The following is a 24,890-nucleotide window of genomic DNA, read 5'->3' on the forward strand; positions in this document are numbered from 1 at the left end:
GATATGAGCATCGACGACCCCGAGTCCGACGGCCGTCGGCAACGCACCCGGCGCAGTCGGGAGGCGATGTCCGACGCCGCCGTCGAGCTGCTGCTCGCGCACGGTCTCGACGGGGTCACCGTCGAGGCTGTCGCCGAGCGGGCCGGGGTCACACGCCGCACGTTCAGTCGGCACTTCGCCGGCAAGGAGGACGCGATCCTCGCCGAGTTCCGGGAGAACACCGCCCGGATCAACGACGCGCTGCGCGCCCGTCCCGAGGCCGAACCGCCGCTGCTCGCCTACCGCGCCGCGGTGGCCGACTGGCTGGCGGTCGAGTACACCGCGGCCGACGCCCGGCTCGCCCGGCACCTGGAACTGTTCCGCCGGGTCGACGGCGAGCCCGCGCTGTTCGGCGCCTACCAGCGGATCCGGATCGAGGCCGAGGCCGAATCGGTGCGGGTGATCGCGGCCCGTCTGGGTGTCGACCCCGACCTCGATCCGCGCCCCGCGGTGGTCGTCGGGGCCGGCGCCGGCACCCTGGTCGCCGCGTTGCGGGCCTGGGCCCGGACCGGCGATCCGGGCGCGCTGCCCGCGCTCGCCGAGCGGTTCTTCGATGCCCTGGTCGGCACGCTCGCCGACCCGACGGGGGACGTCCATCCCACATCAGGCAACACCCGTTCCACAAAGGTCGTGAACCACCCATGAGCACCACCACCCCCGAGTACGCCGTCGAGTTCGCCGGCAAGGTCGCCCTCGTCACCGGCGCGGCCTCCGGCATCGGCCTGGCCATCGCCCACCGGCTCGCCGCGGGCGGCGCCGCGGTCGTCCTGGCCGACTTCAACGAGGCCGGCGCCCGGGAGGCCGCCGACGCCCTGTCCGCCGACGGCGCGCGGGCCGCGGCGGTCGCGGTGGACGTGACCGACCCGGACTCGGTCGAGGCCGCCGTACGCTTCACCGTCGAGACCTTCGGCGCGCTGCACCTGGCGGTCAACAACGCGGGCATCGCCGGGCCGAGCGGACCCACCGGCGAGTACGACGTCGCGGCGTGGGACCGGGTGATCGCCACCGACCTGTCCGGGGTCTTCTACTCGATGCGCCACGAACTGCCCGCGATCCTGGCCGCCGGCGGCGGGGCCGTGGTCAACATGTCGTCGATCCTGGGCACCAACGGCTTCGCCGGTCAGGCCGCCTACGTCGCCGCCAAGCACGGGGTGATCGGCCTGACCAAGACCGCCGCCGTCGAATACGCCGAACACGGCGTGCGGATCAACGCGGTGGGCCCCGGGTTCATCGAGACCCCACTGCTGCGGGACAGCGACGAGGAGCAGCACGCGCTGCTGGTCTCGTTGCACCCGCAGGGCCGCCTGGGCACCGCCGAGGAGGTCGCCGAACTGACCGCGTTCCTCCTGTCCGACCGGGCCTCGTTCGTCCAGGGCGGCTACCACCTGGTGGACGGCGGCTACTCGGCCCGCTGAGCCGATCCGGGGCCGCCGCCCGCGTCCGCCGCGTGTTTCGCCGCCGGCCGGGCGGGAAATCTCGGGGGCCGCAGTCGCGACGAGGCTCCGGCGGACGCGCCCGTCGCGCGTCGTGGCATCAGATGAAGGAATGAACGATGGCAACAGGCAAGGTGAAGTGGTTCAACGCGGACAAGGGCTTCGGCTTCATCGAGCAGGATGACAAGGGTCCGGACGTCTTCGTCCACTTCTCCGCCATCCAGGGCACCGGCTTCAAGCAGTTGGAGGAGAACGACAGGGTGGAGTACGACGTCACCCAGGGCCCCAAGGGTCCTCAGGCGGAGAACGTCTCCGTCATCCGCGACTGAGTCGCGGTCGCCGGTTCGACCGCACGCTCGACCGCACATCGGGGCATCGCCGGGACCACGGTCCCGCCGGTGCCCCGGCCGCGTTTCGCCCGAAGGTCGTGTCCGACCCGACGGCCGGAACAGCCGCGCGGGTCAAGGCGTCGGCAGGTCGAACAGCATGCACGTGCTGGTGGCGTGGGCCAGCAGCCGGTCGTTCGCGTCGTACAGGCCGGCCTCGGCGAGGGCGGTGCGTCGGCCCCGGGTGAGCACGGTGCCGATCGCCCGGACCTTGCCCGTGTCCACCGTCATCGGCCGCAGGAACCGGGTGGACAGGTCGAGCGAGGTGTAGCCGACGCCCTTGGCGAGGGTGGTGTGCACGGCGCAGCCGGCCGCCGAGTCGAGCAGGGTGGCGTAGAGCCCGCCGTGCACGCTGCCGATCGGGTTGTAGTGCTCCTCGCCCGGGACCACGGCGAACACGGCCCGGCCCTCCTCGACCTCCTCCAGGGTGAAGTCGAGGTTGGCCGCGATCGGCGGTCCGGGCAACCGTCCGGCCACCATCTCGCGCAGGAAGTCCAGTCCCGACATGGTGCCCACGGCGACGGCGGAGAGCTTCGGGTCCTGCCAGGTGAACGTGCGCGACCGAGTCATGTGCTTTCCGATCTTCTTCCCGACGACGAGGGCGAGGGCGGCGACGCCCTACGACGATGATGATCCAAGCCCTCGACACCGCTTCGCCCGGCCCCGGGTGGGGGCTCGGGCGGTAGGTTCTCCCCCGCACGTGCAAGATCACTCGGGGAAGGTCTCATCAGCATGTCGCATGGATTCTCGGCGCCCGCCGACGCACACGCCATACTCGCGGCCGGCTCCCGCGGGTGCTCGTGCTGAGCGCGGGTGAGGCCGGCGTGGATCGGGGCGTGTTGTGGGTGGCCACCACGCTCACCGCGCTGGCCCTCGTCGTCGGACTGGCCTGGGGCGCCCGGCGGTTGCTGGGGTTGCCGGTGGGCACGAGGCGTACGCTCGCCGCGGGGCTGCTCGGCATGGTCGTGTCGTGGGCCGTCGGCGGCAACATCCAACGGCACAACCCCGGCGTCTTCATGACCGTGACGCTCGGCGTGGCGCTGCTCGCCTCGATGACGTTCATCGTGGTGATCGAGGCGCTGGTGCCGAGCGGGTCGTGGCCCGGCACGGTCGAGTTCGTCCGCGGACTGCGTCGGCGCGCCGCGCGGGGGCGGCGCTACTCGCAGATCAGCCGGATCGCCGCCCGCCACGGACTGGGCCCGTATCTGCGCGGTCGGCGCCGGGCCGACCCCGACGGCCGGCGCGCGGTCCTGGCCCGATCGTTGCAACAGGCGCTCCAGGAGGGCGGGGTCACCTTCGTCAAGCTGGGCCAGGTGTTGTCCACCCGCCGCGACCTGCTGCCGGTCGAGTTCGTGGACGCGCTCGCGCTGCTCCAGCACCGGGTCGCGCCCGCGCCGTGGGCCGAGGTCGAGGCGGTACTGGCCGCCGAGTTGGGCGCGCCGGTGTCCGACGTCTTCGCCGAATTCGACCCGGAGCCGCTGGCGGCCGCGTCGATCGCCCAGGTGCATCGGGCCCGGTTGCGCTCGGGCGGCGAGGTCGTGGTGAAGATACAGCGCCCCGGGATCGGGCCGATCGTCGAGCGGGACCTGGACATCCTGGCCCGGCTCGCGGCGAGTCTGGATCGGCGCACCACGTGGGGACACACGCTCGGACTGGTCGAGTTGGCCGACGGCTTCGCGGTCGCGTTGCGCGAGGAGTTGGACTTCCGGATCGAGGCGCGCAACACCGCCGCGGTGCTGGCCGCCGGGTCCGGTCGGCGGGATCCGAATCTGATCCTGCCCCGGCCGCACCCCGAGTTGAGCACCGCGCGGGTGCTGGTCCTGGATCTGCTGGACGGGACACCGCTGGGGATCGCCGTGCGGACGCTGGACGAACGCGGGGTCGACCGGGGCGGGTTGGCCCGTACGCTGCTCGGCGAGTTGTTGCGGCAGATCATGTTCGACGGGGTGTTCCACGCCGACCCGCATCCGGGCAACATCATGTTGTTGACCGACGGCCGGTTGGCGCTGCTCGACTTCGGCTCGGTGGGCCGGATCGACGCACAACTGCGGGGCGGATTGCAGGATCTGCTGCTCGCGCTCGGCCGGGCCGATCCCGCCGCGATGTCCGACGCGCTGCTGCGGGTGGTGACCCGCCCGGCGGAGTTGGACGAGCAGCGGCTGCAACGTGCGCTCGGCCAGTTCATGGCCCGCCATCTCAGCGCGGGTCTGGCGCCGGACATGGCCATGTTCACCGACCTGTTCCGGCTCGTGTCCGCGTTCGAGCTGACCGTGGCGCCGGAGATCGCGGCGGTGTTTCGGGCGCTGGCCACGGTCGAGGGCACGCTCACCGGGATCGAACCGGGCTTCGACATCTTCGCCGAGGCACGCGGCTATGCGACCGCGCACGTCACCGAACAGTTCGAACCGGGCAGCCTGCGCGACGCGGCCACGAGCGAACTGCTGCACCTGCTCCCGGTATTGCGCCGACTTCCGCGCCGCTTCGAGCGGCTGACGGGGGCGCTGGAGGAGGGACGGCTGGGCGTCAATGTACGGCTGTTGGCCGACGAGCGTGATCGCCGGGTGGTCACCTCGATGCTGCATCGGACGCTGCTGACCGTACTGGGGGCGACCGCCGGGATCATGGCAGTCCTGCTCCTGGGCACCGAGGGCGGGCCGCGTGTGGGCGAAAGTGTGGGGCTGTACCAGGTGTTCGGCTACAACCTGCTCGTGGTCAGCTGTGTACTGGTGTTGCGGGTGCTGTTCACCATCTTCCGTGCGGAGCGGGTCGAGACCCGGCGCTGACGGACTGCCGTGCTCCGTACCGGAATTGGCGATGCCTCGCACGAATCGGTGACGCTGTGCCCGGTCGTGGCGACTCTCCGGTATCTTTCTGTTTCATGATCATTTCGATGGTCGTGCGCCACACCCGTCCCGCCCTTCGTCCGTCCCATGACGACCCGTGCATCCAGGGGGAATCCCATATGAAGCGTTGGCCTGCCGCCCTTGTCCTCGCGTTCGGCATCACCATCGGCGCCGGCGGCGCCCAGAGCGCGGTCGCCGCGTCCACGCACACCCCGGCCTGCGTGGCCGACGCCTCGCCCGGGCACACGCGCCGGCATCTGCCGGTGGCGGAGATCTTCGTGACCGACAACACCGCCGTGATCAGCGATCCGAACGATCCTCGACTGCGGACGGAACTGAACCGCTTCGCCTGCCAGGTGCGTGCGACGATCCGCGCGCACGGTGCCGACCCGGACAAGTCCTCGCTGCTGGACGGGGTGTTCTGGTCCGGCGAGTCGCAGAGTGTCACCTACGAGCGCTCGCGCGAGTTCGACGTCGACGGCCTGGACGCGGCGGAGCTGAACCACATCGCCGACGTGCTGCGCAAGCGCTACGACCAGGAGTCGGTGCTCACCTTCGAGTACCTGCGCGCCGACTCCCCGCGCGCGGACGCGATCGAGGTCGAGGTGCCGGACGTGAGCGTGCAGCGGCTGCACGACGGGCTCGCCGCCGACCCGGAGGCGCGCGAGCGTCTCTTCGGCGGCTCGGTCACGGTGCGCGGCGGCAAGCTGATCCTGGTCGCCGACCGCGCGGACGCGGCCCTGGTCGAGCGCTTCGTCACCACCCTGGGCGGCGACTGGTCGTCGGCCACGGTCCACTACGGGGACCGGGAGTTCGTCGGCTAGCGCAACGACCGGGCGGTGCGGTGCGGGATGTGTGGCGACGGCGGCCTTCGTCGCCGCATCCCGCACCCTCCGCGCGCGGCGGGTTTTGCGGTGACAGGCCGGGGCGGAAAACGTTTGCCGGATGGGTTGCGGCGCGATATCGATGTGGATATGTCACGCACCTTTGCAGACCTGACGGCCGAGGCCGAGTCGGTGTCCGTAGCCGGCTGGGACTTCTCCTGGTTGGCCGGACGGGCCACCGAGGCCCGCCCCTCGTGGGGATACCAGCGGCTGATGGGCGAACGTCTGGCCGGTGTGTCCGCCGCCCTCGACATCCAGACCGGCGGCGGGGAAGTGTTGGCCGGCGTACCGAAGTTGCCGCCCACCATGGTCGCCACCGAGTCGTGGCCGCCGAACGTGGCCAAGGCCACGGAGTTGTTGCACCCGCTCGGCGCGGTGGTGGTCGCCGACGCCGACGAGCCGCCGCTGCCGTTCGCCGACGCCGCCTTCGACCTGGTCACCAGCCGCCATCCGGCGACGATTTGGTGGTCGGAGATCGCCCGCGTGTTGCGGCCCGGCGGCACCTATCTGGCCCAGCATGTCGGCCCGGCCTCGGTGTTCGAGCTGGTCGAATACTTCCTGGGCCCGCAGCCCGAGGCGCGCAAGGGTCGGCACCCGGACACCGAGAGCGCCGACGCACGGGCCGCCGGTCTGGAGATCGTCGATCTGCGGACGGAACGGCTGCGGATGGAGTTCTTCGACGTCGGCGCGGTCGTCTACTTCCTGCGCAAGGTGATCTGGCTGGTGCCCGACTTCACCGTGGACGCCTACCGGGACCGGCTCCACGACCTGCACGAACTCATCGAACGGGACGGACCGTTCGTCGCGCACTCGACCCGGGTGCTGTTCGAGGCGCGGCGACCCGACTGAGCCGGCCGGGGGCGCGCGGACTGCGCGCCGGGGACGAGCGCCGGGGTACGCCGGAGCGGACCCCGCCCACGCAGGCCCGGGCGGGTGACATGCCGTAGCCCCCGGCCGATCCCGGCGTTGAGCACGGTATGACCCAGACTCGACGCATCATCGCCGCCGTGGTCCTGGCGACGGGCGCCGCCGCACTCGCCACTCCCGTCGCGAACGCGGGCACCCCGCCCCCGGACATCGCCCTCACCACCCCCGACAGCACCGCCTCGGCCGCCAAGGGCGTCACCCCGGAGCAGGCCCTGGGCACCGCCATGAGCTCCCTCGTCGGCGGCCTCGCCCACTGACCCACTCGCAGCTCGCGGCGGCCCCGTCCGCCGCCGGCCGGACCGACCGCCGCCGCCCCTCCCTCCGGGGCGCGGCGGTTTCCCGTTATCGGGGCCGGAAGAAGCCGGTTCCCGCTCGGTTCGGTGCGAAATACCGACGCTCCGGAGATCACCGGTGACTTGGGGTCGTTGCCGCCACACCGGGAGCGCGAGGCTCGATGCCCGGTTCGGGGAACAACGCGTGCAGGCGAGCGACCAGCGCGGCGTCCGGGAGGACCGCGCGGCGCGCATCGGCGGCGATCGGGCAGGACGACATCACCCGCACGCCGTGGCGCAGGCCGTCGTCGTACCCGAACATCACGACGTAGTCCGCCTGGCGACCCGCCCCGGAGCAGGCGAGGCCGCCCGTGGGCAACGCGGGTTGGGTTCGCAGCGCCCGGGCATACTCGGCCGGATCCGGGAGGGCGCGCGTGCCGGCCAGGTCCGTACGGTGCCGCGCCGGTCGGTCGTCGCGCGGATAGCGGCACACCACGGCGGAGCGCGGCGTGCCCGGGACGAACGGGTCCGCCGGAGCGGCGTGGTTCGGCAATCGCCAGTCGGGGGTGGTCGGGTCGACCCAACGGGGGCAGCCCTCCGCGTCCACCGGGGCGGGCGGCGGCGCGGGGTTGGCGGTCGCCGAATACCGCGCGGGGGCGTCCCCGGCGGCATTGAGCAGCACGGTCCCGCCGAGGCCGACCGCGAGCACGGCGACCGCCGGCGCGGCCCACCGGCGACGTCGGTGGGCGCGCGGCGGACTCGGCCGATCGGCCTGCGGCTTCTCGCCCATGACAGCACCCTGACACACGGCCCCGGCCGCGTGCGCGGCGGGCCAACCGGCCTTCGGCATCGAAAGGATGCCCCGACGCCCCCGGGCACGGCGTGCGCGGAGAGCGCCACGGCCCGACCGGGCCGATCCGGCCGGGGCGGGCGGCAGGGTGCGCAACAAAACAGCCGGCCACGTGCGCCGGAAAGGCCGCAAGCGGTGCGAAGCCGACAGGAAAGCCCCGACGCGCGCCGGCCCACGCCGCGGCCGGCGCGAGGCGCGCCGATCAACCGGGCGGCCCGGGTTGTTTCGCCGGGTGGCGAAACATTCGGTGGGGCCGGGCCCGACGGTCAGTGTGTAGCGCATGTCGATGATCGGTTTGCCCCGGCAGTTCGTGCGCACTCGGCGGTTCACGTCGGGTCTGCCCACCGCGTTCACCGTGTCCGGCGACGGTGCGTCGGTGCTGTTCCTGCGCAGTCGCTCCGGGGAGGATCCGGTGGGCGGTCTGTGGTGTCTGGACCTCGACACCGGCGCCGAGCGGCTGCTCGTGGATCCCGCACGCTCGGCGGGGCCGGCCGGCCGGGCCGGGATCACCGCGTACGCCACCGACGATGCGGCTCGGCTCGCCGCGTTCGTGCTGCCGGACGGGTTGTGGGTGGTCGACGTGCCGACCGGGCGCGCGCGTCGGTTGCCCGTCGAGGGGCCGGTCGCCGACCCCCGCCCCGATCCGACCGGGCGGCGGATCGCCTATGCGGCCGACGGTGCGCTGCGGGTGGTCGAGGCGGACGGCACCGGGGACCGGGCGGTCGCCGAACCCGACGGCGCCGACGTGCGTTTCGGGGTCGCCGAGTATGTCGCGACCGCGTCGATCGGCCGCGACCGCGGCTACTGGTGGTCCCCGGAGGGTACGCGGCTCCTGGTCGCCCGCGTGGACGAGAGCGAGGTGCCGATCCGCTGGCTCGCCGACCCGACGGATCCGCACGTCGCGCCGCGCGCCCTGCGCTACCCGGCGGCGGGCGACCCCAACGCCGAGGTCACCCTGTGGCTCGTCACCCTCGCCGGTGAGCGCATCGAAGTGCCTTGGGACCGAGCCGGGTTCGAATACCTGACCGCCGCCGGCTGGGACGCCCACGGCCCGTTCGCCGAGGTGCAGAGCCGCGACCAGCGCACCGTCCGCGTGTTGGCCGTCGACGAGGCGGACGGCCGGACCCGCCTCCTCGCCGAACGGCACGACCCGCACTGGGTGCACCTGCTGCGCGGCACCCCGGTACGGACCGGCTCCGGCGCGCTGGTCGGGCACTCCGACGCCGACGGCACCCGCCGACTCACCCTGGACGGCGTGCCGATCACCCCGGCGGGCCTGCAGGTGCGCGAGGTGTTCGGGGTGGACGGCGACGACGTGTTGTTCGGCGCCGCCGACGACCCCACCGAGGCCGGGATCTGGACGTACCGACCGGGCGCCGGCGCCGAACGCCTCGACGGGGAGGCGGGCGTACATACCGCCGTGCGCCGCGCGGGCACGCTCGTGCACACGGCCCGGACCCCCGACCGCCCCGGCGCCCGCACGCACGTGCTGCGGGCGGATCGCCCCGCCGTACCGATCCGCTCGTATCCGGCCGAGCCGGTGCTGCGGCTGCGCGCCACCCGGATCACCACCACCGAACGCGGCCTGCACAGCCAGGTGTTGCTGCCGTCGTGGCATCGCGCGGGCGACCCGCCGCTGCCCGTGCTCGTCGACCCGTACGGCGGTCCGGCCCTCCAGCGGGTCACCGCTGCGCAGGCGCCGATGACCTTCGTCTCCCAGTGGTTCGCCGAGCAGGGCTTCGCCGTGCTGATCACCGACGGCAGCGGGACGCCGGGGCGTGGTCCGGCCTGGGAGCGCGAGGTCGCCGGCGACATCCTCGGCCCGGTGCTCGCCGACCAGGTCGCCGCGCTGGCCGAAGTGGTGCGACGGCGGCCCGAGTTGGACGCCTCGACGGTCGCCGTGCGGGGTTGGTCGTTCGGCGCGACACTGGCCCTGACCGCGATCCTGCGCCGCCCGGACGTCTTCCACGCGGCGATCGCCGGCGGCGCCGTCACCGACCAGCGCCTGTACGACACGCACTGGCGCGAACGATTCCTCGGCCGTCCCGACGAGCACCCCGAACGTTACGCCGCCTGCTCACCGCTGTCCTCGGCCGCCGAGTTGCGCCGACCCCTGTTGCTGATCCACGGGCTCGCCGACGACAACGTCTGGCCGGCCAACACGTTGCGGCTGTCCGGCGAACTGCTCGCCGCCGGACGGCCGCACGAGGTGCTGCCACTGGTCAACACCGGCCACGCGCCCACGGACGAGAACCTGTTCGAGAAGTTGTTGGCCCATCAACTCGACTTCCTGCGGCGGCATTTGCGGCTCCCACCGCGCTGAGCGGTCCGCCGGCCGGCGGCGGGGCAACGGGCGGGCGGGTCGTCAGCCGCCGGCGCTCGGGTATGGCCAGGGGTTGGCCTCGCACAGTTCGCCGTTGTCCGCCACCCGGGACTTGGTCTGCTGCATCATCACCGGAGCCAGGCCGCCGGCTGCGCACCCGGTGCTGTGTTGGTGGCCCATCCGGTGGCCCACCTCGTGGTTGATCAGCATGCGGCGGTAGCCGAGGAGGTCGTCCCCGTACGCGGTCGAACCCTGGGCCCAGCGGCTGCCGTTGATCATCACCCAGGGTGTGCCGTTGGCATTGCACGACACGTTGGACCTGCTGGTGTCGCCCACGATCGGCGAGCAGATCCGATGCAGGGTGCCGGGGCTGGACAAGCGCACCACGAACGACGCGGCGCCGTCGGTGCGGGCGAAGGCGAGCCCGTCCCGGGACCAGCTGCGCGGATCGTTGAGGGTGCGCTGCACCATGTCGGCGAACAGCGCGCCGTCCAGGGGCAGTCCCTGCTCGATCTCCACCCGATAGGCGACCCGCCGCCCCGGACGCGGCGCCGCCGCCTCCCCGGGCACGGTGACGAACGTGCCGCCGAGCCGCAGTTCGGCGTCCAGGGCGAACGGCACGCTCGCCTGCGCCTCGGGGTCCGGCGAGGCGGATGTCCGTACCGGCAGGTCCCGTTGCGCCGACGGCCCGTCCGGGCTCGTCGGGGTGGCCTCGGCCGGCCGCCCGATCGGTGCGTCGGGCCGGACGGCACCGACGTCTGTGGTCGGTGAGCCGCCGCCGGAGCCGTGCGGTATCAGCGCGATCAGGAGCACTACGGCGGTCACTGCCCCCGCCACGACCCACGCACGGGTCACCTGCCGCCGGCGGGCGTGCGAGCGGGCCCTCGCCCTGGCTCCCGCGCGGCTCCCGGCCGGGAGGCGTGATCTCGATCGACGGCCCATGGCGCGCCCGCTCACCCCGTCCCCGGTTCGGCTGCCCGCAACTGCCGGGAGATGTCCGACCAGCGCGCGTCCCGCACGATCGCCCGCGCCTGGTCGTCGGTCAACGGCATCCGTCGTTTCTCGTCCGGGATCTCCACCCGGTCGAGCGGCCCGATGGCCCAGAACAGCCGGAACACGGTCGTCCCCGACGGAATCTGGATGCCCTGCCCCCAGACCAGGCCGGCCTCGGTCCTGCGCACGGACTCCGACGCGAAGCGGTCGGCCTCCCCGAGCGGGCCGATGCACTTGAGGTGGTGCCTGCGCCCGTACTCGTCGATCCGGCTGGGCTCGGTGGCGGCATCCGGGGCGCACGCGGCCAGTTCGCCCGAGCGCAGCGACATCGACACCCCGGCCGGTCCCTGGCCGTTGTCCCAGGTCAGCGCGGCCGAGATACCGTACTCCGGCGAATACCCGGTCCGTACCGCCGACTTCGTCCCCTCCGCCGGCAGCAGGGCAACGAGCAGGTCGCCCAGCTGCCGTGCGATCACCTCCCGGGCCTCCGCGATCCGGGCCTCGGCCGTGCGGGCAACCGACCGAGGTCGCGCCTCGGGTACACCGCTCGACGCGGGTGACATCGCTTGCCGCGAGTCGGGCTCGCCCGCGTCCGGCGCGACCGTGGCCGCGACCACCCCGATCGTCACCACCGCGGCCATCGAGGCCACGACGGCGCCCGCGCGGATCCACACCCGCCGCCGGCCTCGGGCGGCGGCACGGGCCACCACCTCGGCCATCGGGCGGGCGTCGTGGCTCCCCAACTCGGCGTGCAGTTGCCGTCGAAAGGCCTCTTCGAGGTCGGGGTCGACGTCGAGCACGACCTCGACGTCGAGGTCGGTGTCCGCTCCGCCGGGGGACCCGCGTCCCGGCTCGGTCCCGGATCGTGGGGTCACCCGATCCGCCGCCATTGCCGCCTCCCGTTCCGGTCGACATCGATTCCCATATCGGTTTTCGTATCGGCTTCGGTTTCGCCGTCGTTCTCGGTCCCGCTCGTCACTGCTCTCCTCCGCTCAGCCGATCAGGGGGTTGACCTCGAGCGTTCCGCGCAGCCGGGCCAGTGCGCGGGGGCCGGCGCTCTTGACCGCAGAGGTGGACATGCCGAGCATCTCGGCGACCGCCTCCACGCTGTGGTCCTCCCAATACCGCAGCACCACCACCGCCCGGTCTCTCGGCGCCAACCGCATCAGCGCGTCGATCAGGGTCAGCCGTACGTCCGGGAGATCGGCGTCGGCCGCCGCGTCGGGGCGGCGCTCCAGGCCCGCCGCGTCGATGCCGGGCAACTCGGTGGAACTGAGTCGGCGCCTGCGGTCCAGGTAGGCGTTCAGAAGCACCCGCTTCGCGTACGCGTGCGGCTGGTCGGTGTGCTCTATGCGGCGCCAGGCCACGTACAGCTTCTCCAGGGCGATCTGGGTCAGGTCCTCGGCGAGATGCCAGTCGCCACACAGCAGATACGCCGTCCGGCACAGGCGTTGCGCCGAGGACTCGGCGTACTCGGTGAACCCGTCGCGGCCCTGCCGTCCCATCCCGACCTCCCCTCCTGTCGAGTCCATCCCTGGTCCATACGCATCCGGAGGAGGGGGCGGACGCATGTGTCCTGCGTCACAGCATGGGCGGGACGGGCGGGGGTCGCCCTCGCGGGCTCGTACGCGTGTCGCAATCGGTCCCCCAATTGGCATGTCGGGCCGGTCATACCGACATCGAACGGGCCATACGTTGGTTCGGCGCCCGGGAACGAGAGCACCGTCGACCGACCCGGTCGCCGAACCCGGCCACATTCACCCCAAGGAGCCATCGCGTGCGCGACGTCAAGATCCTGGCCGTCTCCGGCAGCCTGCGCGCCGAGTCGCACAACACCCGACTGCTGCACGCCGCACGCAAGTTCGCCCCGGGTGGGCTGGACATCGAGATCTACGAGGGCCTGCGCGAGATTCCCCCGTACGACATGGACCAGGACACCCCGGGCGATCGGCCCGCCGCGGCCACGGACCTGCGCCGGCGGATCACCGAGGCGGACGGGCTCCTGATCGCCACGCCCGAGTTCAACTACTCGATCCCGGGCGTCCTGAAGAACGCGATCGACTGGGCGAGCACCGACTGGAGCGGCACCGAGGGGCTGCCGCTGCTGCACAAGCCGACCGCGATCATGGGCGCCGCACCCACCAACTTCGGCTCCGTACGGGCCCAGCTGGCACTGCGTCAGGTATTCGTCTGGACGCACACCGACGTGGTGGTCAAGCCCGAGGTGATCGCGTTCCGGTCGCACGAGCGCTTCGACGAGGCGGGCAACCTCACCGACGAGACGACCATCGGCCTGCTCCGCGATCTGCTGGTCGCGCTGCGGGACAAGATCGACGCCAAGTAGGCGTCCGGGACTCCTTCGGGGGCGCGGGAGGGGTTTCGCCGTCACGGGGCGGCGAAACCCCACCCTTGTTTGTCCGGGGTCGACCGAGGGCTGGAAATTGACCCATCATTTCGGCCTCGGAATGCACCATTGCGAGGGTCGAAAGCGGCCGTAGATTGGTGTCAACGAACGGCGGGGCCGGGCGCCGAGGAAGCAGCGAAGCGCCCCCACCGACCGTACGCATCACCTCGACCGGCACCGGTCGACCGATCCACTGCTCTCCCGCACGTCCGTACGCAAGGAGCCACCATGTCCGCGAACACCTCGAACACCACCGCCGCCGGCACCGGCGAGGTCCCCGTCCTGGTCCGTACCCGGGACGCCGAGATCATCCAGGACGGTCCGACCAGCCTGATCACGCTGCTGGCCGACACCCCCGGGCTGACCGCGAACCTGGCCACGTTCCGCAAGGGCTCGCCGGGCGCGCCCGCGCACTTCCACACCCGGGCGAGCGAGATGTTCCACGTCACCGAGGGCACCATGCGCATCCTGCTCGGCGAGGAGATCGTGACGCTGGAGACGGGCGACTTCCTCCTCGTGCCGCCGAACACCACGCACGCCTTCGCCCCGGCCCCGGACACCGAGGCCAAGATGCTGGTGGTCTTCACGCCCGGCATGGACCGCTTCGACTACTACCGCCTGCTGGAGCGGGTGCACCGCGGCGAGGCCGACTTCGCCGAACTGCGCGCGACGTCCGAGCGGTTCGACAACCACTACGTCGACAGCCCGGTGTGGCGCGAGGCCATCGCCGGGAAGTGAACCCACGCACCGCGACGCAGGGCCCGGGCCACCTCACGTGGTCCGGGCCCTGCGGGTTTCCCGCGGACAGGCCCTACGGGTGCATCGCCGCGCCCTTGCAGACCTTGTCCACCGCGTTGCGCGACCCGTACACGGCGATGCCGACCAGGTCCAGATCGGCGCGCGGCACCGCCCGCACGGCCGCGCGGTTGTCCCGGTCGTTGCCGGTCGCGAACAGGTCCGCGGTGAACACCGCCACCGGCAGGTCCCGGCCGAGGGCGCGGGCGTGCGCCGTGGTCAGCAGTTCCTTCCCGGCCTCGAAGACCAGTACCGGCTGGCGGAACATCGGCAGGTACGCGGTGTCGTCGGCGTCCGCGTACGGCTCGCCGATCACCTCCGGCACCCGGGTGCCCAGGCCGCTGACCAGGAACGCCGTCACGTTCAGTCGTTGCCAGGCGGCCAGGTCCTCGCGCAGCAGGACGGCGATCTTGGTGTCGAAACGGATGGGTGCATTCTCGGCGTGCTCGGATTCCATGCCCGGAAGTCTTCCGGGGCCCGCATCGGCCCGTCTTGTACGATCCTGACATGGTTGCCGGTGCGGAACTCGTGGCGTGGCGGCCACCGGTGGCCGGCGTCACCGAGGTGCTGCACGCGCACATGACCGACCACGCCTACCCGATGCACACGCACGCCGCGTGGACGTTGCTGATCGTCGACGACGGTATGATCCGCTACGACCTGGACCGGCACGAACACGGTGTGTTGCGACAGACCGTGAGCCTGCTGCCGCCGCATGTGCCGCACAACGGGGCCGCGGCCACCGCGACCGGGTTCCACAAGCGGGTGTTGTATCTGGACTCCTCGCACCTGCCCCACTCCCTGATCGGCCCGGCCGTGGACCGACCGGTGTTCGACGATCCGGAATTGCGCCTCCGGCTGGACCGGCTGCACCTGTCGCTGGCGTGCGCCGGCGAGGAGCTGGAGACCGAGAGCAGGCTCGCGTTCATCGCCGAGCGGCTGCGCACCCACCTGCGGGGCCGGGTCGGCGCACCGCCGCAGGTGCGCGATCCGGGCCTGGCCCGCCGGTTGCGGGACCTGCTGGACGAGCGTTATGTCGAGGGCGTCACGCTGCGCGAGGCGGCCGAGGTGCTGTACGCGCATCCGACCCATCTGGTCCGGGCCTTCGGCCGGGAGTTCGGAATCGGCCCGCACCAGTATCTGACCGGCCGTCGGGTCGACCTGGCCCGCACGCTCCTGCTCGACGGCATGCCGGCGCACACCGTCGCCACCGCCGCGGGATTTTATGATCAGTCGCATCTGAACCGGCACTTCAGGCGTGTATTGGGTACCAGCCCGGGCCGGTTCGCGCGGATCGGGGCCGGTGCGGTCGCGATGCGCGGGCGCTCGTCGGCGATCCCGACGACCGCCCCGGGCGATCGCCGCCGACCTCGGCCCGCGCCCGCGCCCCTGTCCGGCACCCCTGTCGGCCCCTGACCGGTCCGCGCTCGACGGCCGATCGTCGGTGAGCTGTGGTGGGGTGGTCCTCGCGATGCCGCCCGGAACCCGGGCGGAGCCACGACGGACGGCCGGTGGGTCCGACCAGCAAGGGGAGGCGAACAGTGACGCAGGGAGCCGCGCGGCGATCCGACCCGGCCGCGGAGGTGCTGCTCGCACTCGCGGTGGCGAGCGGCGAGCCGGGCGACGCGGGCCGGCTGCGGCATCGACTCGGCATGCGCGATCCGGCCTGGTTGGCCGATGCGGCGCTGCCGATCACCGCACGTCGTCGGGCGGTCCGCGATCCGGACGTGCCGGTGCGCCGCGCGGTGGCGCGCAACCCCCGGGCCACTCCGGCCGATCTGGCCGCGCTCCTGGAACGGCCCGACCCGGTCGTCGATCGCCTGGTCTACCGGCACGCCACCGCGCTGCCGTGGATGCGCCGGGAGATCCTCGCCCCGGGCCGGCACCCGGACGCGATCGCCCTCGCGGTGTTGTGGGAGGAGATCCGCGCGTGTACCGAAGACCCGCCGGACCACCCGCACTTCGTCGGCGCGGCGGTGGTCTCCGGCATCCCGGCGCTGATCGAGCACGCGCTGCGCACCCAGGGCCCGCGGCTGACCCGCGCCGAACAACTGCGCGGCCTGCTCGGCCTGTTCGCCGAGCCGGAGCGGCTGGGCGCGCTGCTCGGCGAGGTGCGGTTTCGGCCCGGCGTGCCGCCCGAGCCGGGCAGCGCGCCCGGGCCCGGTGTCGCCGACCTGGCCGCCGCCGCGCTCGCGTCCGGGGACGACGGGCCGCTGCGGGCCGCGGTGCTCGCGGCGGAGGGCTCCGCCGGGCTGATCGCGGGGCTGCGGGCCGGCGAGCCGGAACCGACCTGGCGCCGGCATGTCGACTGGACCGGGCTGCCGGCCGCGCACCGCGCCGACCCGCTGCCCGAGTCGGCCGCCGTCGCGCTGGCCGCCCGGCCGGACTGTCCCGAGGTGCTGCTCGCCGAGCTGTATCGGGCCCACCCGGCCGCGGTGGCGCGCGTCGCCCGCCCCTCGGTTGCCCTCCTGGAGGCCGCGGTGCACCTGCCGGGCCATGTCGAGGCGACCCGGATCGCCGCCGCTGCCGCCGCGTCCGGACTGGCCGACGAACGACACGCCGCGCCGATCCCGAGCCGCGTCGCCCCCGCCCGCGTCGGGGTGGCCATGCTCGCCGAACTCCCGCCGGACCGCCCGCTCGCCGAGCTGATCCACCGTCACCTGGGTTGCTCGGCGGACCGCTGGGCCACCCTGCGCGGCGCGCTGTCCCGCTACCGAGGCACCCTGGCCGACCTGCTGGCGGGCATCGCCGACGGCACCGTGCCGGGCCCCGGCAGCGCACCGCCCCCGGCGCTGTCCCGGCCCTACCGATTCCTGCTCCACGCCGCCCCGGCAGAGGATCTACGCGCCCTGCTGCCGCACCTGCCCGACGAGTTGCTGCGCGATCTGCTCGGCCGCGGCCCGCTCCCCGAGCACGTCTTCGACACCGCCCTCGCCGGCCGCGACCCGAGGGTCTGCGCGGCGTTGGCAGCCAACTCGGGCCTGGATCCGCGCCGGCTGGGCCGGCTCGTCGGGCTGGACGAACCCCGCGTGAACGCCGCGGTGTACCGCAACCCCCACTGCCCGCTCACCCTGCGCCGCCGCATCGCCTCGGGCGCGCCGCGTACCACGGGTCGGACCGAACCGGTGCCGCTGGACCCGGCGTTGCGCGCCGAACTGCTCGACTGCTCGGACCAGCGCCGGCTCACCCCGCTGGTGGTCAGCGGCGACCCGGAGCTGGTGCACGCCGCGCTGTACGCGTTCCCCTCCGCCGACGCGCGGGCATTCGCGTTCCTGAAGGTGTGGCGACGCGGCGGCCCCGACGCGGCCCGACGCCTGGTGGAACTGATCGGCGGACTCGGGCCCCACCGGGCCGACGCCCTCCCGGACCACCTCGAATCCGCGGCCGGGCCGGGCCGGTTGGGCGCGGTGCGCATCCCGTACGAGGACCCCGACGCACTGCCGAACGTGCTGGCCGGCGCACGCGGGCGCAACGCCACCCGCCGGCTCCTGGCGACGCTGGTGCACGAGCCGTACGCGTACGACCTGCCGCGCCTGATCGCCCGGCATCGCGAGACACCCTTCGCACCCGAGTCGATCGACGAACTCCTGCGCCACGAGGACGCCGTCGGCGAACCGGCCCGCCTGCTGCGCCTCGCGGTGGTCAACCGCGCCTGCGGGACGACCGCCGAGGACCTGAACCGCGAGCCGATCGATCGGCTGCGCGAGGTCGCCTTCCACCGCACCGACGCCGGCTGGGTGAACGACTGCGTCGAGCACGAACTCCTGGACCCGATACGCCTGGTGGACACCGCCCGCCCGGCCGGCGAGGTGTTGCGCGCACTGCCCAAGCTGACCCGGGGCACCGTCGCCGCACCGGTCCGGGCCCGGATCGGCGCGCTGGTGCGGACCCGGCTCGCCGGGCACGTCGAGGCGAGCGTGATCGCGCTGAGCCTGCTCGACTCGTTCGCCGGCACCGTCGGCGAGCTGATCGACGTCGCCGCCCAGGCCGCCGGACCGCCGCCTGGGCCCGGGCAACGCGCCGCCGACGACGCCGAGATCGCCGAATCGGCGCGCGAACTGGCCACATCCCCACCGGCGTCGCGCACCCCCGAGCGGGTCGGGCCGACGTTGCCGACCCGGTGCGGGCGACGCGGCGCCCCGGACCGGGGTTGTGCGCTGGCCGCCGCGCATCTGCTGCGGTCGATGGTGCCTGGCGCGCCGATCCCCACCGATCCGGCCGTGCTCACGGTCTTCGCGGAGACCCCGGAGGCGGATGTACCCGGGCTGGCCCACCCGGACTGGCTGCGCGCGGCCTGCGCGGCGGCTCCCGTGGATCTGCCGCGCGAGCGGTTGGCCCGGCGCGATCCGGTCGGCTTCCGCGCCGGCGCCTCGGCCTCGGTGCGCTACCGCGCCGGGCTGGTCGGCCCCGCCGAGTTGATCGCCGGCACCCCCGCCCGGGCGTTGAGCGCCGCGCGGCCGGGCGAGTTCTCCCAGCTCGCCCGGGAACCGCTGACCCGGGCGGTGCGCGCGCTGCTCGCCGAACACCTCGGCCACGACCCGCGCCGCTGGCTCGCCGCGCTGGCGGTGATGGACAGCGACGGCAGCGAACTGCCACTGCCCAAGCTCCTTGAGCGGGTCGCCGCCGGCGCGCCGGAGCCGCCGGGGGACGGACCGCCCGCGGTGCTCTCCGACGCCGGATCGGCCCTGCTCGTCTACGCCGACGTGCGGGTGCTGCGCGCCGTCCTGCCGCTGCTTGCGCCCGGCGCGCCGAGCATCCTGGCCCGCGACGCCGAGCGGGGTCGGCATGTCACCGCCGACCTGGTCGAGTACGTGCTCGGCCTGACCGACGTCGAGCCCGCGCTGATCCTGGCCGAGGGCGAGGCCCGCTCATCGCACACCCGACACGTGCGCGAACGCCTGCTGGCCCGGCGCGATCCGGCGCTGGACGACCGGTTGTACGGCGATGTGAAGCGGCGCGGCGACGTGGCCGAGCGGCGGCGGATTCTGGCCCGGGCGGCGGACGACCCCCGGCCGCTGTCCGCCGCGCTGCGGGCCCGGCTGCTCGAACCCGGTGTGTTCTCGGCGTATTGGGTGGACGCGCTGCGGGTCACCGTCGAGGCGGCCGACGCGGACGTGGTCGAACCGGCCCTGGCGGCGATGTCCGGGAAGTTGTCCCTGCTCGACCAACTACTCGCGGCCCACAACGTGTTGCGCTTCGGCGGCGCGCACCGGCTACGCGCGGTGATCGATCGCGGCCTCCTGGGCAGCGGCGCCGCCGGGATCGCCGGCAAGGCCCTGGAGGCGCACGATCGCGCGCTCGACGCCCCGCCGGCCGGGGGGCGGGCCGGGCTCGACGTGTTCCCGCCGGCGCGCGCCGCGCTCGACGCCGGGCTGGCGGTGCTGAGCGAGCGGGTCGAGCGGGAGTCGTCGCCGGCCCGGCTGGTGGCCCGGCTGCGCGGGTGCCGGCGGCTGCCGGACGCGGAGCGGGTCCTGGATCGGCCGTACCGACGCGACTGGGCGCTGCTGGCGCGCGAGCACGCCCGTGAGCCGTGGCCGGCGGGGGTGCGGCACGCGCTCGCGACCCGACCGGACGCGCCCGACGAGATCGTCCTGTCGATGCTGGCCGACCTGCATCCGGCGGAGGCGTTCGCCGCGGCCCGGCGCGGCCCGCGCACCGCCCGCGCCGTCACCGCGCTGGTGGTGCCCGACGGCGGTACCGCCGAGTGGCACGCGGAGGTGGAACGCCTGGTCGAGGCGGGCCTGTTGACCGGCCATGACCTGGTGCACGAGGTCGGCCACGCGGAACGGGCGCTGCGCTACCTCGCCGACGCCCGGACCCGGGTCGACCTGGCCGGGCCGGTGCGCGCGGCGGTCGACGCGGCATACGTGGAGGTCGCCGTGCTGGCCGTCGACCTGCTGGGCACCGAGGACCGCTCGTGGCAGCGCCTGTTCGCGGCACTGACCGAACACGACGAGCACTGGCGCCGCGCACACGGCCCGGCCGCCGGAATCGCCGGCCTGCTGACGTACGCGGCCCGCGAACCGCTGGCGCGTGTCTTCGAACCCCCGCCGAGCTCCACGACGCCCGGCACCGCACCTCGCCGCCCCGGAGAAACAGGCGAATAGAACCACTGTGCACCTGCTTCTCCGGCACCCCGATGCACGGCATCCGCCCGTCGGGCCCCTCGCTGCGCTCACGCCGCGCAGCCCGACGGGGGTTCGAAGACACGCGCTGGGACCGGCCTGACATCGGGCCGGTCCCCACCGCGCGGCCTCAGCCGGCCAGGTTCTTCTCCAGGTCGCCCAGGATCGAGTTCGCCGCGACCACGCCGAGGCCGAGGTACCAGGTCTCGTCGGGGACCGTGACGGCCTTGCCCTTCTCCACCGCGCCGAGCTTCTTCCACAGCGGGTTGTCGGTGACCCTGCCCTGCGCGGTCTTGTCCGCCGGGCCGTAGGTGCCGACGAAGATCCGGTCGGCGTCCGCCTCGGTGATGCGCTCCTCGGACAGCTCCACGGCCAGGTCGTCGATGTTCTGGTTGGCCGGGCGCGGCAGGCCGACGTCCTGGAGCACCGTGCCGATCAGCGACTTGTTCGCGTACAGGCGGATCTTGCCCGGCATGAACCGCACCATCGAAATGGTCGGCTTGTTCGGACCCAGCTTCTCGCCGAGCGCCTTCGCCCGAGCCTGGTAGGCGTCCAGCTGCTGCTTCGCCTCGGCGGTCTTGTCCAGGGCCGCGGCGTTGAGCAGGAAGTTCTCCTTCCAGGTGTAGCCGGGGCGCACGGAGAACACGGTCGGCGCGATCTTGGCCAGCGTGGCGTACTGCTGTTCCGCGCGCAGCTTGCTGCCCAGGATCAGGTCGGGCTTCAGGTTCTCGATCGCCTCGAGGTTGAGGCTGTTGATCGTGCCGACCTTGGCCGGCTTGCCGGCCTTGCCCTCCAGGTAGGCGGGCAGTTCCTGGGAGCCGTCGGTGAACGCGACGCCGACCGGCTGCACACCGAGCGCGGCGACGTTGTCCAACTCGCCGGTGTCCAGCACGACGACCCGCTTCGGCCGCGCCTTCAGGACCACATCGCCCATCGCGGTACGGATGGTGCGCGGGTACTGTCCCGGCGCCGCGTCGGTGCCCAGGCCCGTGGTGACCTGACCGGCGTTGCCGAACTCCTTGCCGCCGGCGGCGACGGCGGGCTTGCCGCCCTTGTTCCCGTCGGACGAGTCCGAGCTGCCACAGGCCCCGGTGAGCAGGGCGGCGGACAGGGTCACGGCGACGGCGGCGATCCGGCGGCGGGGTATCGGCATGGGTGCTGGTTCCTTGGCGCGTGGGGGACGCGGGCCGAACGCCACGGTGCGGCGGCGATCGACCCACCTGTGTTCAGGTAAGGCTTACCTTTCCTCACCCTAGAGGATGGTTGGCGCGGAACCGCCATCAGGGGTGAGAACGGGCATCCGGAACACGCGGTCGCATCCGTTGACGTGCGCTCCGTGAGGGCGCGAGACTCGGACGTCCGGGGGAGGTGGGGACCGTGGGAAGCGCCGAGCCGGCCGGACCGCCGGACTTCGAGGCGATCCGCCGCACGGAATACGGCTATCTCGACGACCAGGGCCTGGTCTACCTCGACCACACCGGCGCCGGCCTGGCCGCACGCCGCCAGTGGCAGGCGCACGCCGCACGCATGGCGGGCCGTACCTACGGCAATCCGCACTCCGAACACCCGGCGTCGGTCGCCTCCACGGACCTGGTCGAGCACACCCGCCGGGCGATCCTGGCGCACTTCAACGCCGATCCGGATCGCTACGCGGCGGTGTTCACCGCGAACGCCACCGGCGCCTGCCGACTGGTCGGCGAGGCCTACCCGTTCCGGCGCGGCACCCGCTTCCTCTTGCCGATCGACAACCACAACTCGGTGAACGGGATCCGCGAGTATGCCCGCGTCCGCGGCGCCCGCACCGAGTACATCGGCCTGTCCGGGCCCGAACTGCGCCTGGACGGGGAACGATTACGCGCCACGCTGGCCCGCCGCCGGGGCCTGTTCGCGTTCCCCGCACAGAGCAACTTCACCGGCGTACGCCACCCCCTGGAGTGGATCGACGTCGCCCACGAGCACGGCTGGGACGTACTGCTCGACGCGGCCGCGTACGCCCCCACCAACGTGCTCGATCTGGGCGTCGTGCAACCGGAGTTCGTCGCGGTCAGCTGGTACAAGGTGTTCGGCTACCCGACCGGCGTGGGTGCGCTGATCGCCCGTCGGGACGCGCTGGCCCGACTGCGTCGGCCATGGTTCGCCGGCGGCACGATCGAGGCGGTCAGCGCGCAGGGCGGCTGGCATCGCATGGCCGACGACGAGTCCGCGTACGAGGACGGCACGCTCAACTTCCTGGCCGTCCCCGACGTCGCGCAGGGCCTGGCCTGGGTCGAGGAGGTGGGCATGAACGCGATCCACGAGCGGGTCGCCGCGTTGACCGCGCATCTCCTGGCCGGGTTGGCCGGGTTGCGCCATCCCGGCGGCGAACCGCTGGTGCGGGTGTACGGACCGGGCACGACGGACGAGCGGGGTGCGACGGTGGCGCTCAACGTCTTGGACGCCGCCGGGCGGGTGGTCGACGAGCGGGTCGTGGCGCGTGACACCGCCGCCGCGCGGATCTGCGTGCGCACCGGCTGCTTCTGCAATCCCGGCGCGGGCGAGGCGGCGTTCGCGATCGGCCGACGCACGCTGCGCGGCGCGGTGTTGCGCACCGCCGCGTCCGGCGGCACCCTCGACGACTATCTGACCCGGCTCGGTCTGCCCTCGGGCGGCGCGGTCCGGGTCTCGCTCGGCCTGCCGTCCACCCGCGCCGACGTGGACGCCTTCCTCGACTTCCTGGTCCGCACCTACCGCGACCGGCCGGTCGACCCGAACGGACTGGCCCCGCGCCTGCGCTGCTGACCACGCCCGCGCGCGCTCACCGCCCGGCCCGGGGGCAGCGGCGGGCCAGCACCACGCAGGTCGCGGCGACGAACAGCGCGGTGCAGCCCGCGAGTACCGCCCAGCCGAGCAACGGCGCATGCTCGAAGCTGTCGCCGTACGATGCGAGCAGTGGCGGTCCGAGCGGGGAACGGCTGTGCGCCCAGCGGCCGGACAGGTCCAGGTCGCTGCCCAGCGCCTCGAACGCCCACCGGTTGGTCATCGCGTAGCTGAGGGTGTGTCCGATCGCGGGCATCCGGGGCACCGGGACGAACGCCCCGGAGAAGAGCACCTGGGGAAAACACAGCAGCGGCAACATCAGCGTGGCCTGGCCCACTTCGGTCACCGCGGCGGAGGTCAGCAGCCCGAGCGCGAGCGCCGCGGCCGAGGCGAGCAGCAGCGTCACCAGGAGGGATCCGTACACGCTCCAGGACGCGACGGGCAGCCGGTTCATCCCGCGCAGCACGGCGAGCAGCAGTACGTCGGCCAGTACCAGGATCGGCAACAGCACGGTGAACTTGGCCGCGAGGTACGGCCCGATCCGCAGCACGGTCAGCCGTTCTCGGCGCACGATCGGCAGTTCCACGCAGATCTGCAACAGCCCGTAGGTCAGCCCGAAGAAGAAGCCGCCGAACGCGATCCAGAACAGGATCATCGCCGCTCCGGACGGGCTCGGCGCGAGCGGGTCGAAGGCGCCGGGGCGAAAGAGCATCGCGAACATGGCCACGATCACCAGCGGTGAGCCGATCAGCATCGCGGCGGTCAGCCGGTCCCGGGTGATCAGTTCGAGATCGCGGCGGGCCAGGATCGACCATTGGCGCAGCGGGTGATCGGCTTTTCCGGCGCCGCGGGCCGGGCCCGGTCCGCGGACGGCCGCGGGTGTCGCGGCGGCGGGACGTGGTTCGGCCGCGTGATCGAATGTGGGCACCGATCCGGCGGCCCGGCCAGACCTGCCGCCCGGTCCGGCCGTTCGCTCCAACTCCGGTTCCAGGGCGCCAAGTTCTGGTTCCAGTAGCAGTTCCGGCTCACGGCCCGCGTCCACGCTCGCCCCTCGGGACGCCACCGCGGCGTACACGTCGGCCTCGGTCGCCACGCCGAAGTGCGCGCACATCGCCCGGGGGTCGCCGACGTAGGCGGGGCGTCCGTCGGGCGCCAGGAACGCCACCCGGTCGCAGCGGGCCAGGTCGGCCGGGGCGTGTGTGGTGAGCACGACGGTGGTGCCCGCGCGGGCCAACTCGTGCAGTAGGGCCATCAGTTCGGCCGCGGCAGCCGGGTCCAGGCCGGACGTCGGCTCGTCCAGGAACAACACCCTGGGCCGGGTCAGCAACTCCACCGCGATGCCGGCCCGCTTGCGCTCGCCGCCGCTGAGCGTGCCCACCCGCTGATCCGCGAGTGCGGTCAGCCCGAGCGCGGCCAGAGTGCGCTCGACGGCGTCGGCCGGCCCCTCGTCGGCCGGTGCGCGCAACGCCGCCGCGTAGCGCAGGCTGTGCGCCAACGGCAGCGCGCGGTGCAGGATGTCGTCCTGCGGGACATAGCCCAGGCCGCGCGCGTCGGGCCGCCCGCCGTCGTGCCGCACCTCGCCCGCACTCGGCGGCCGGATCCCGGCCAGGGTGTCCAGGAGCGTGGTCTTGCCCGACCCGCTGCCGCCCGCGATCGCCGACACCTCGCCGGCCTCGGCGACCAGCGAGACGCCGCGAAGCACGGTCCGCCCGCCGACCGTTCGCTCCACGTCGCACGCCGCGACCCGTATCCCGTGCCCTGCCATGAGCGCCCCCCGACGACTGCCCCCGAACCATCGACGGGTCATGTATAACCCGTGC

21 protein-coding genes are annotated in these 24,890 nt (G+C 73.3%); 13 read left to right on the forward strand and 8 right to left on the reverse strand.

What is annotated here, in order from left to right:
- The first annotated feature begins 3 nt into the window (after nt 1-3).
- The 3 genes from ACFXKZ_RS37500 to ACFXKZ_RS37510 all read left to right on the forward strand — a co-directional run bounded on the left by ACFXKZ_RS37500 (nt 4) and on the right by ACFXKZ_RS37510 (nt 1,801).
- Nucleotides 4-684, forward strand: coding sequence for a TetR/AcrR family transcriptional regulator (locus ACFXKZ_RS37500; protein ID WP_380007367.1), 681 nt, complete (start codon nt 4-6; stop codon nt 682-684).
- Nucleotides 681-1,454: an SDR family NAD(P)-dependent oxidoreductase gene (locus tag ACFXKZ_RS37505; RefSeq protein ID WP_380007370.1), complete on the forward strand. Its 774-nt coding sequence runs from the start codon at nt 681-683 to the stop codon at nt 1,452-1,454. The genes ACFXKZ_RS37500 and ACFXKZ_RS37505 overlap by 4 nt, the downstream gene beginning before the upstream one ends.
- Nucleotides 1,455-1,591: 137 nt before the next feature.
- Nucleotides 1,592-1,801 carry a cold-shock protein gene (locus tag ACFXKZ_RS37510; RefSeq protein WP_380007373.1) on the forward strand — a complete coding sequence of 70 codons (210 nt, stop codon included), beginning with the start codon at nt 1,592-1,594 and terminating at the stop codon, nt 1,799-1,801.
- Between the two features lie 132 nt (nt 1,802-1,933).
- On the opposite strand, the gene ACFXKZ_RS37515 is transcribed toward ACFXKZ_RS37510, so the two are convergent.
- Entirely contained in the window at nt 1,934-2,428 is a 495-nt protein-coding gene (locus ACFXKZ_RS37515; RefSeq protein ID WP_126642249.1) for a PaaI family thioesterase, read from the reverse strand.
- 224 nt (nt 2,429-2,652) lie between these two features.
- Here ACFXKZ_RS37515 and ACFXKZ_RS37520 point away from each other — a divergent pair, with 224 nt between their 5' ends.
- The 4 genes from ACFXKZ_RS37520 (at nt 2,653) to ACFXKZ_RS37535 (ending at nt 6,769) form a co-directional block, all read left to right on the forward strand.
- On the forward strand, nt 2,653-4,641 hold the full coding sequence (locus tag ACFXKZ_RS37520; RefSeq protein ID WP_380007376.1) for an ABC1 kinase family protein: 1,989 nt from the start codon (nt 2,653-2,655) through the stop codon (nt 4,639-4,641).
- Nucleotides 4,642-4,820: 179 nt separating this feature from the next.
- On the forward strand, nt 4,821-5,525 hold the full coding sequence (locus ACFXKZ_RS37525; protein ID WP_380007379.1) for a hypothetical protein: 705 nt from the start codon (nt 4,821-4,823) through the stop codon (nt 5,523-5,525).
- Between the two features lie 150 nt (nt 5,526-5,675).
- Complete coding sequence (locus ACFXKZ_RS37530) at nt 5,676-6,434, forward strand: class I SAM-dependent methyltransferase (RefSeq protein ID WP_380007382.1); 759 nt, start codon at nt 5,676-5,678, stop codon at nt 6,432-6,434.
- 128 nt (nt 6,435-6,562) lie between these two features.
- Nucleotides 6,563-6,769: a hypothetical protein gene (locus ACFXKZ_RS37535; protein ID WP_380007385.1), complete on the forward strand. Its 207-nt coding sequence runs from the start codon at nt 6,563-6,565 to the stop codon at nt 6,767-6,769.
- Nucleotides 6,770-6,917: 148 nt separating this feature from the next.
- Here ACFXKZ_RS37535 and ACFXKZ_RS37540 read toward each other — a convergent pair whose 3' ends face one another.
- Nucleotides 6,918-7,574 carry a hypothetical protein gene (locus tag ACFXKZ_RS37540; RefSeq protein ID WP_380007388.1) on the reverse strand — a complete coding sequence of 219 codons (657 nt, stop codon included), beginning with the start codon at nt 7,572-7,574 and terminating at the stop codon, nt 6,918-6,920.
- Between the two features lie 340 nt (nt 7,575-7,914).
- On the opposite strand from ACFXKZ_RS37540, the gene ACFXKZ_RS37545 reads away from it, so the two are divergent.
- On the forward strand, nt 7,915-9,957 hold the full coding sequence (locus ACFXKZ_RS37545) for a prolyl oligopeptidase family serine peptidase (protein ID WP_380007391.1): 2,043 nt from the start codon (nt 7,915-7,917) through the stop codon (nt 9,955-9,957).
- A 42-nt stretch (nt 9,958-9,999) separates the two neighbouring features.
- Here ACFXKZ_RS37545 and ACFXKZ_RS37550 read toward each other — a convergent pair whose 3' ends face one another.
- The 3 genes from ACFXKZ_RS37550 to ACFXKZ_RS37560 form a co-directional block, all read right to left on the reverse strand.
- On the reverse strand, nt 10,000-10,782 hold the full coding sequence (locus ACFXKZ_RS37550) for a DUF3152 domain-containing protein (RefSeq protein ID WP_380007394.1): 783 nt from the start codon (nt 10,780-10,782) through the stop codon (nt 10,000-10,002).
- A gap of 128 nt (nt 10,783-10,910) precedes the next feature.
- On the reverse strand, nt 10,911-11,840 hold the full coding sequence (locus ACFXKZ_RS37555) for a hypothetical protein (RefSeq protein WP_380007397.1): 930 nt from the start codon (nt 11,838-11,840) through the stop codon (nt 10,911-10,913).
- Between the two features lie 102 nt (nt 11,841-11,942).
- A complete protein-coding gene (locus ACFXKZ_RS37560) occupies nt 11,943-12,455 on the reverse strand; it encodes a SigE family RNA polymerase sigma factor (RefSeq protein WP_380007400.1) in 513 nt (170 codons plus the stop codon).
- A gap of 272 nt (nt 12,456-12,727) precedes the next feature.
- On the opposite strand from ACFXKZ_RS37560, the gene ACFXKZ_RS37565 reads away from it, so the two are divergent.
- Both ACFXKZ_RS37565 and ACFXKZ_RS37570 read left to right on the forward strand, forming a co-directional pair.
- Complete coding sequence (locus tag ACFXKZ_RS37565) at nt 12,728-13,294, forward strand: NADPH-dependent FMN reductase (protein ID WP_380007403.1); 567 nt, start codon at nt 12,728-12,730, stop codon at nt 13,292-13,294.
- A 288-nt stretch (nt 13,295-13,582) separates the two neighbouring features.
- Entirely contained in the window at nt 13,583-14,092 is a 510-nt protein-coding gene (locus tag ACFXKZ_RS37570) for a cupin domain-containing protein (protein WP_380007406.1), read from the forward strand.
- Between the two features lie 73 nt (nt 14,093-14,165).
- Here ACFXKZ_RS37570 and ACFXKZ_RS37575 read toward each other — a convergent pair whose 3' ends face one another.
- Nucleotides 14,166-14,606, reverse strand: a complete 441-nt coding sequence (locus tag ACFXKZ_RS37575) for a DUF2000 family protein (RefSeq protein ID WP_380007409.1) — start codon at nt 14,604-14,606, stop codon at nt 14,166-14,168.
- A gap of 50 nt (nt 14,607-14,656) precedes the next feature.
- Between ACFXKZ_RS37575 and ACFXKZ_RS37580 the strand changes: the two genes are divergently transcribed.
- Nucleotides 14,657-15,565: an AraC family transcriptional regulator gene (locus ACFXKZ_RS37580; RefSeq protein WP_380007412.1), complete on the forward strand. Its 909-nt coding sequence runs from the start codon at nt 14,657-14,659 to the stop codon at nt 15,563-15,565.
- 125 nt (nt 15,566-15,690) lie between these two features.
- Nucleotides 15,691-20,256 (forward strand): hypothetical protein, encoded by a 4,566-nt coding sequence (locus ACFXKZ_RS37585; protein ID WP_380007415.1) that lies wholly within the window; start codon nt 15,691-15,693, stop codon nt 20,254-20,256.
- 148 nt (nt 20,257-20,404) lie between these two features.
- On the opposite strand, the gene ACFXKZ_RS37590 is transcribed toward ACFXKZ_RS37585, so the two are convergent.
- Nucleotides 20,405-21,427, reverse strand: coding sequence for an ABC transporter substrate-binding protein (locus tag ACFXKZ_RS37590; RefSeq protein WP_380007418.1), 1,023 nt, complete (start codon nt 21,425-21,427; stop codon nt 20,405-20,407).
- Between the two features lie 224 nt (nt 21,428-21,651).
- Here ACFXKZ_RS37590 and ACFXKZ_RS37595 point away from each other — a divergent pair, with 224 nt between their 5' ends.
- Entirely contained in the window at nt 21,652-23,052 is a 1,401-nt protein-coding gene (locus tag ACFXKZ_RS37595; protein WP_380007421.1) for an aminotransferase class V-fold PLP-dependent enzyme, read from the forward strand.
- Nucleotides 23,053-23,068: 16 nt separating this feature from the next.
- Here ACFXKZ_RS37595 and ACFXKZ_RS37600 read toward each other — a convergent pair whose 3' ends face one another.
- Nucleotides 23,069-24,835 (reverse strand): ATP-binding cassette domain-containing protein, encoded by a 1,767-nt coding sequence (locus ACFXKZ_RS37600; RefSeq protein ID WP_380007424.1) that lies wholly within the window; start codon nt 24,833-24,835, stop codon nt 23,069-23,071.
- Nucleotides 24,836-24,890: the final 55 nt, after the last annotated feature.

This window comes from Embleya sp. NPDC059237 (genome assembly GCF_042754105.1).
Lineage (GTDB): Bacteria > Actinomycetota > Actinomycetes > Streptomycetales > Streptomycetaceae > Embleya.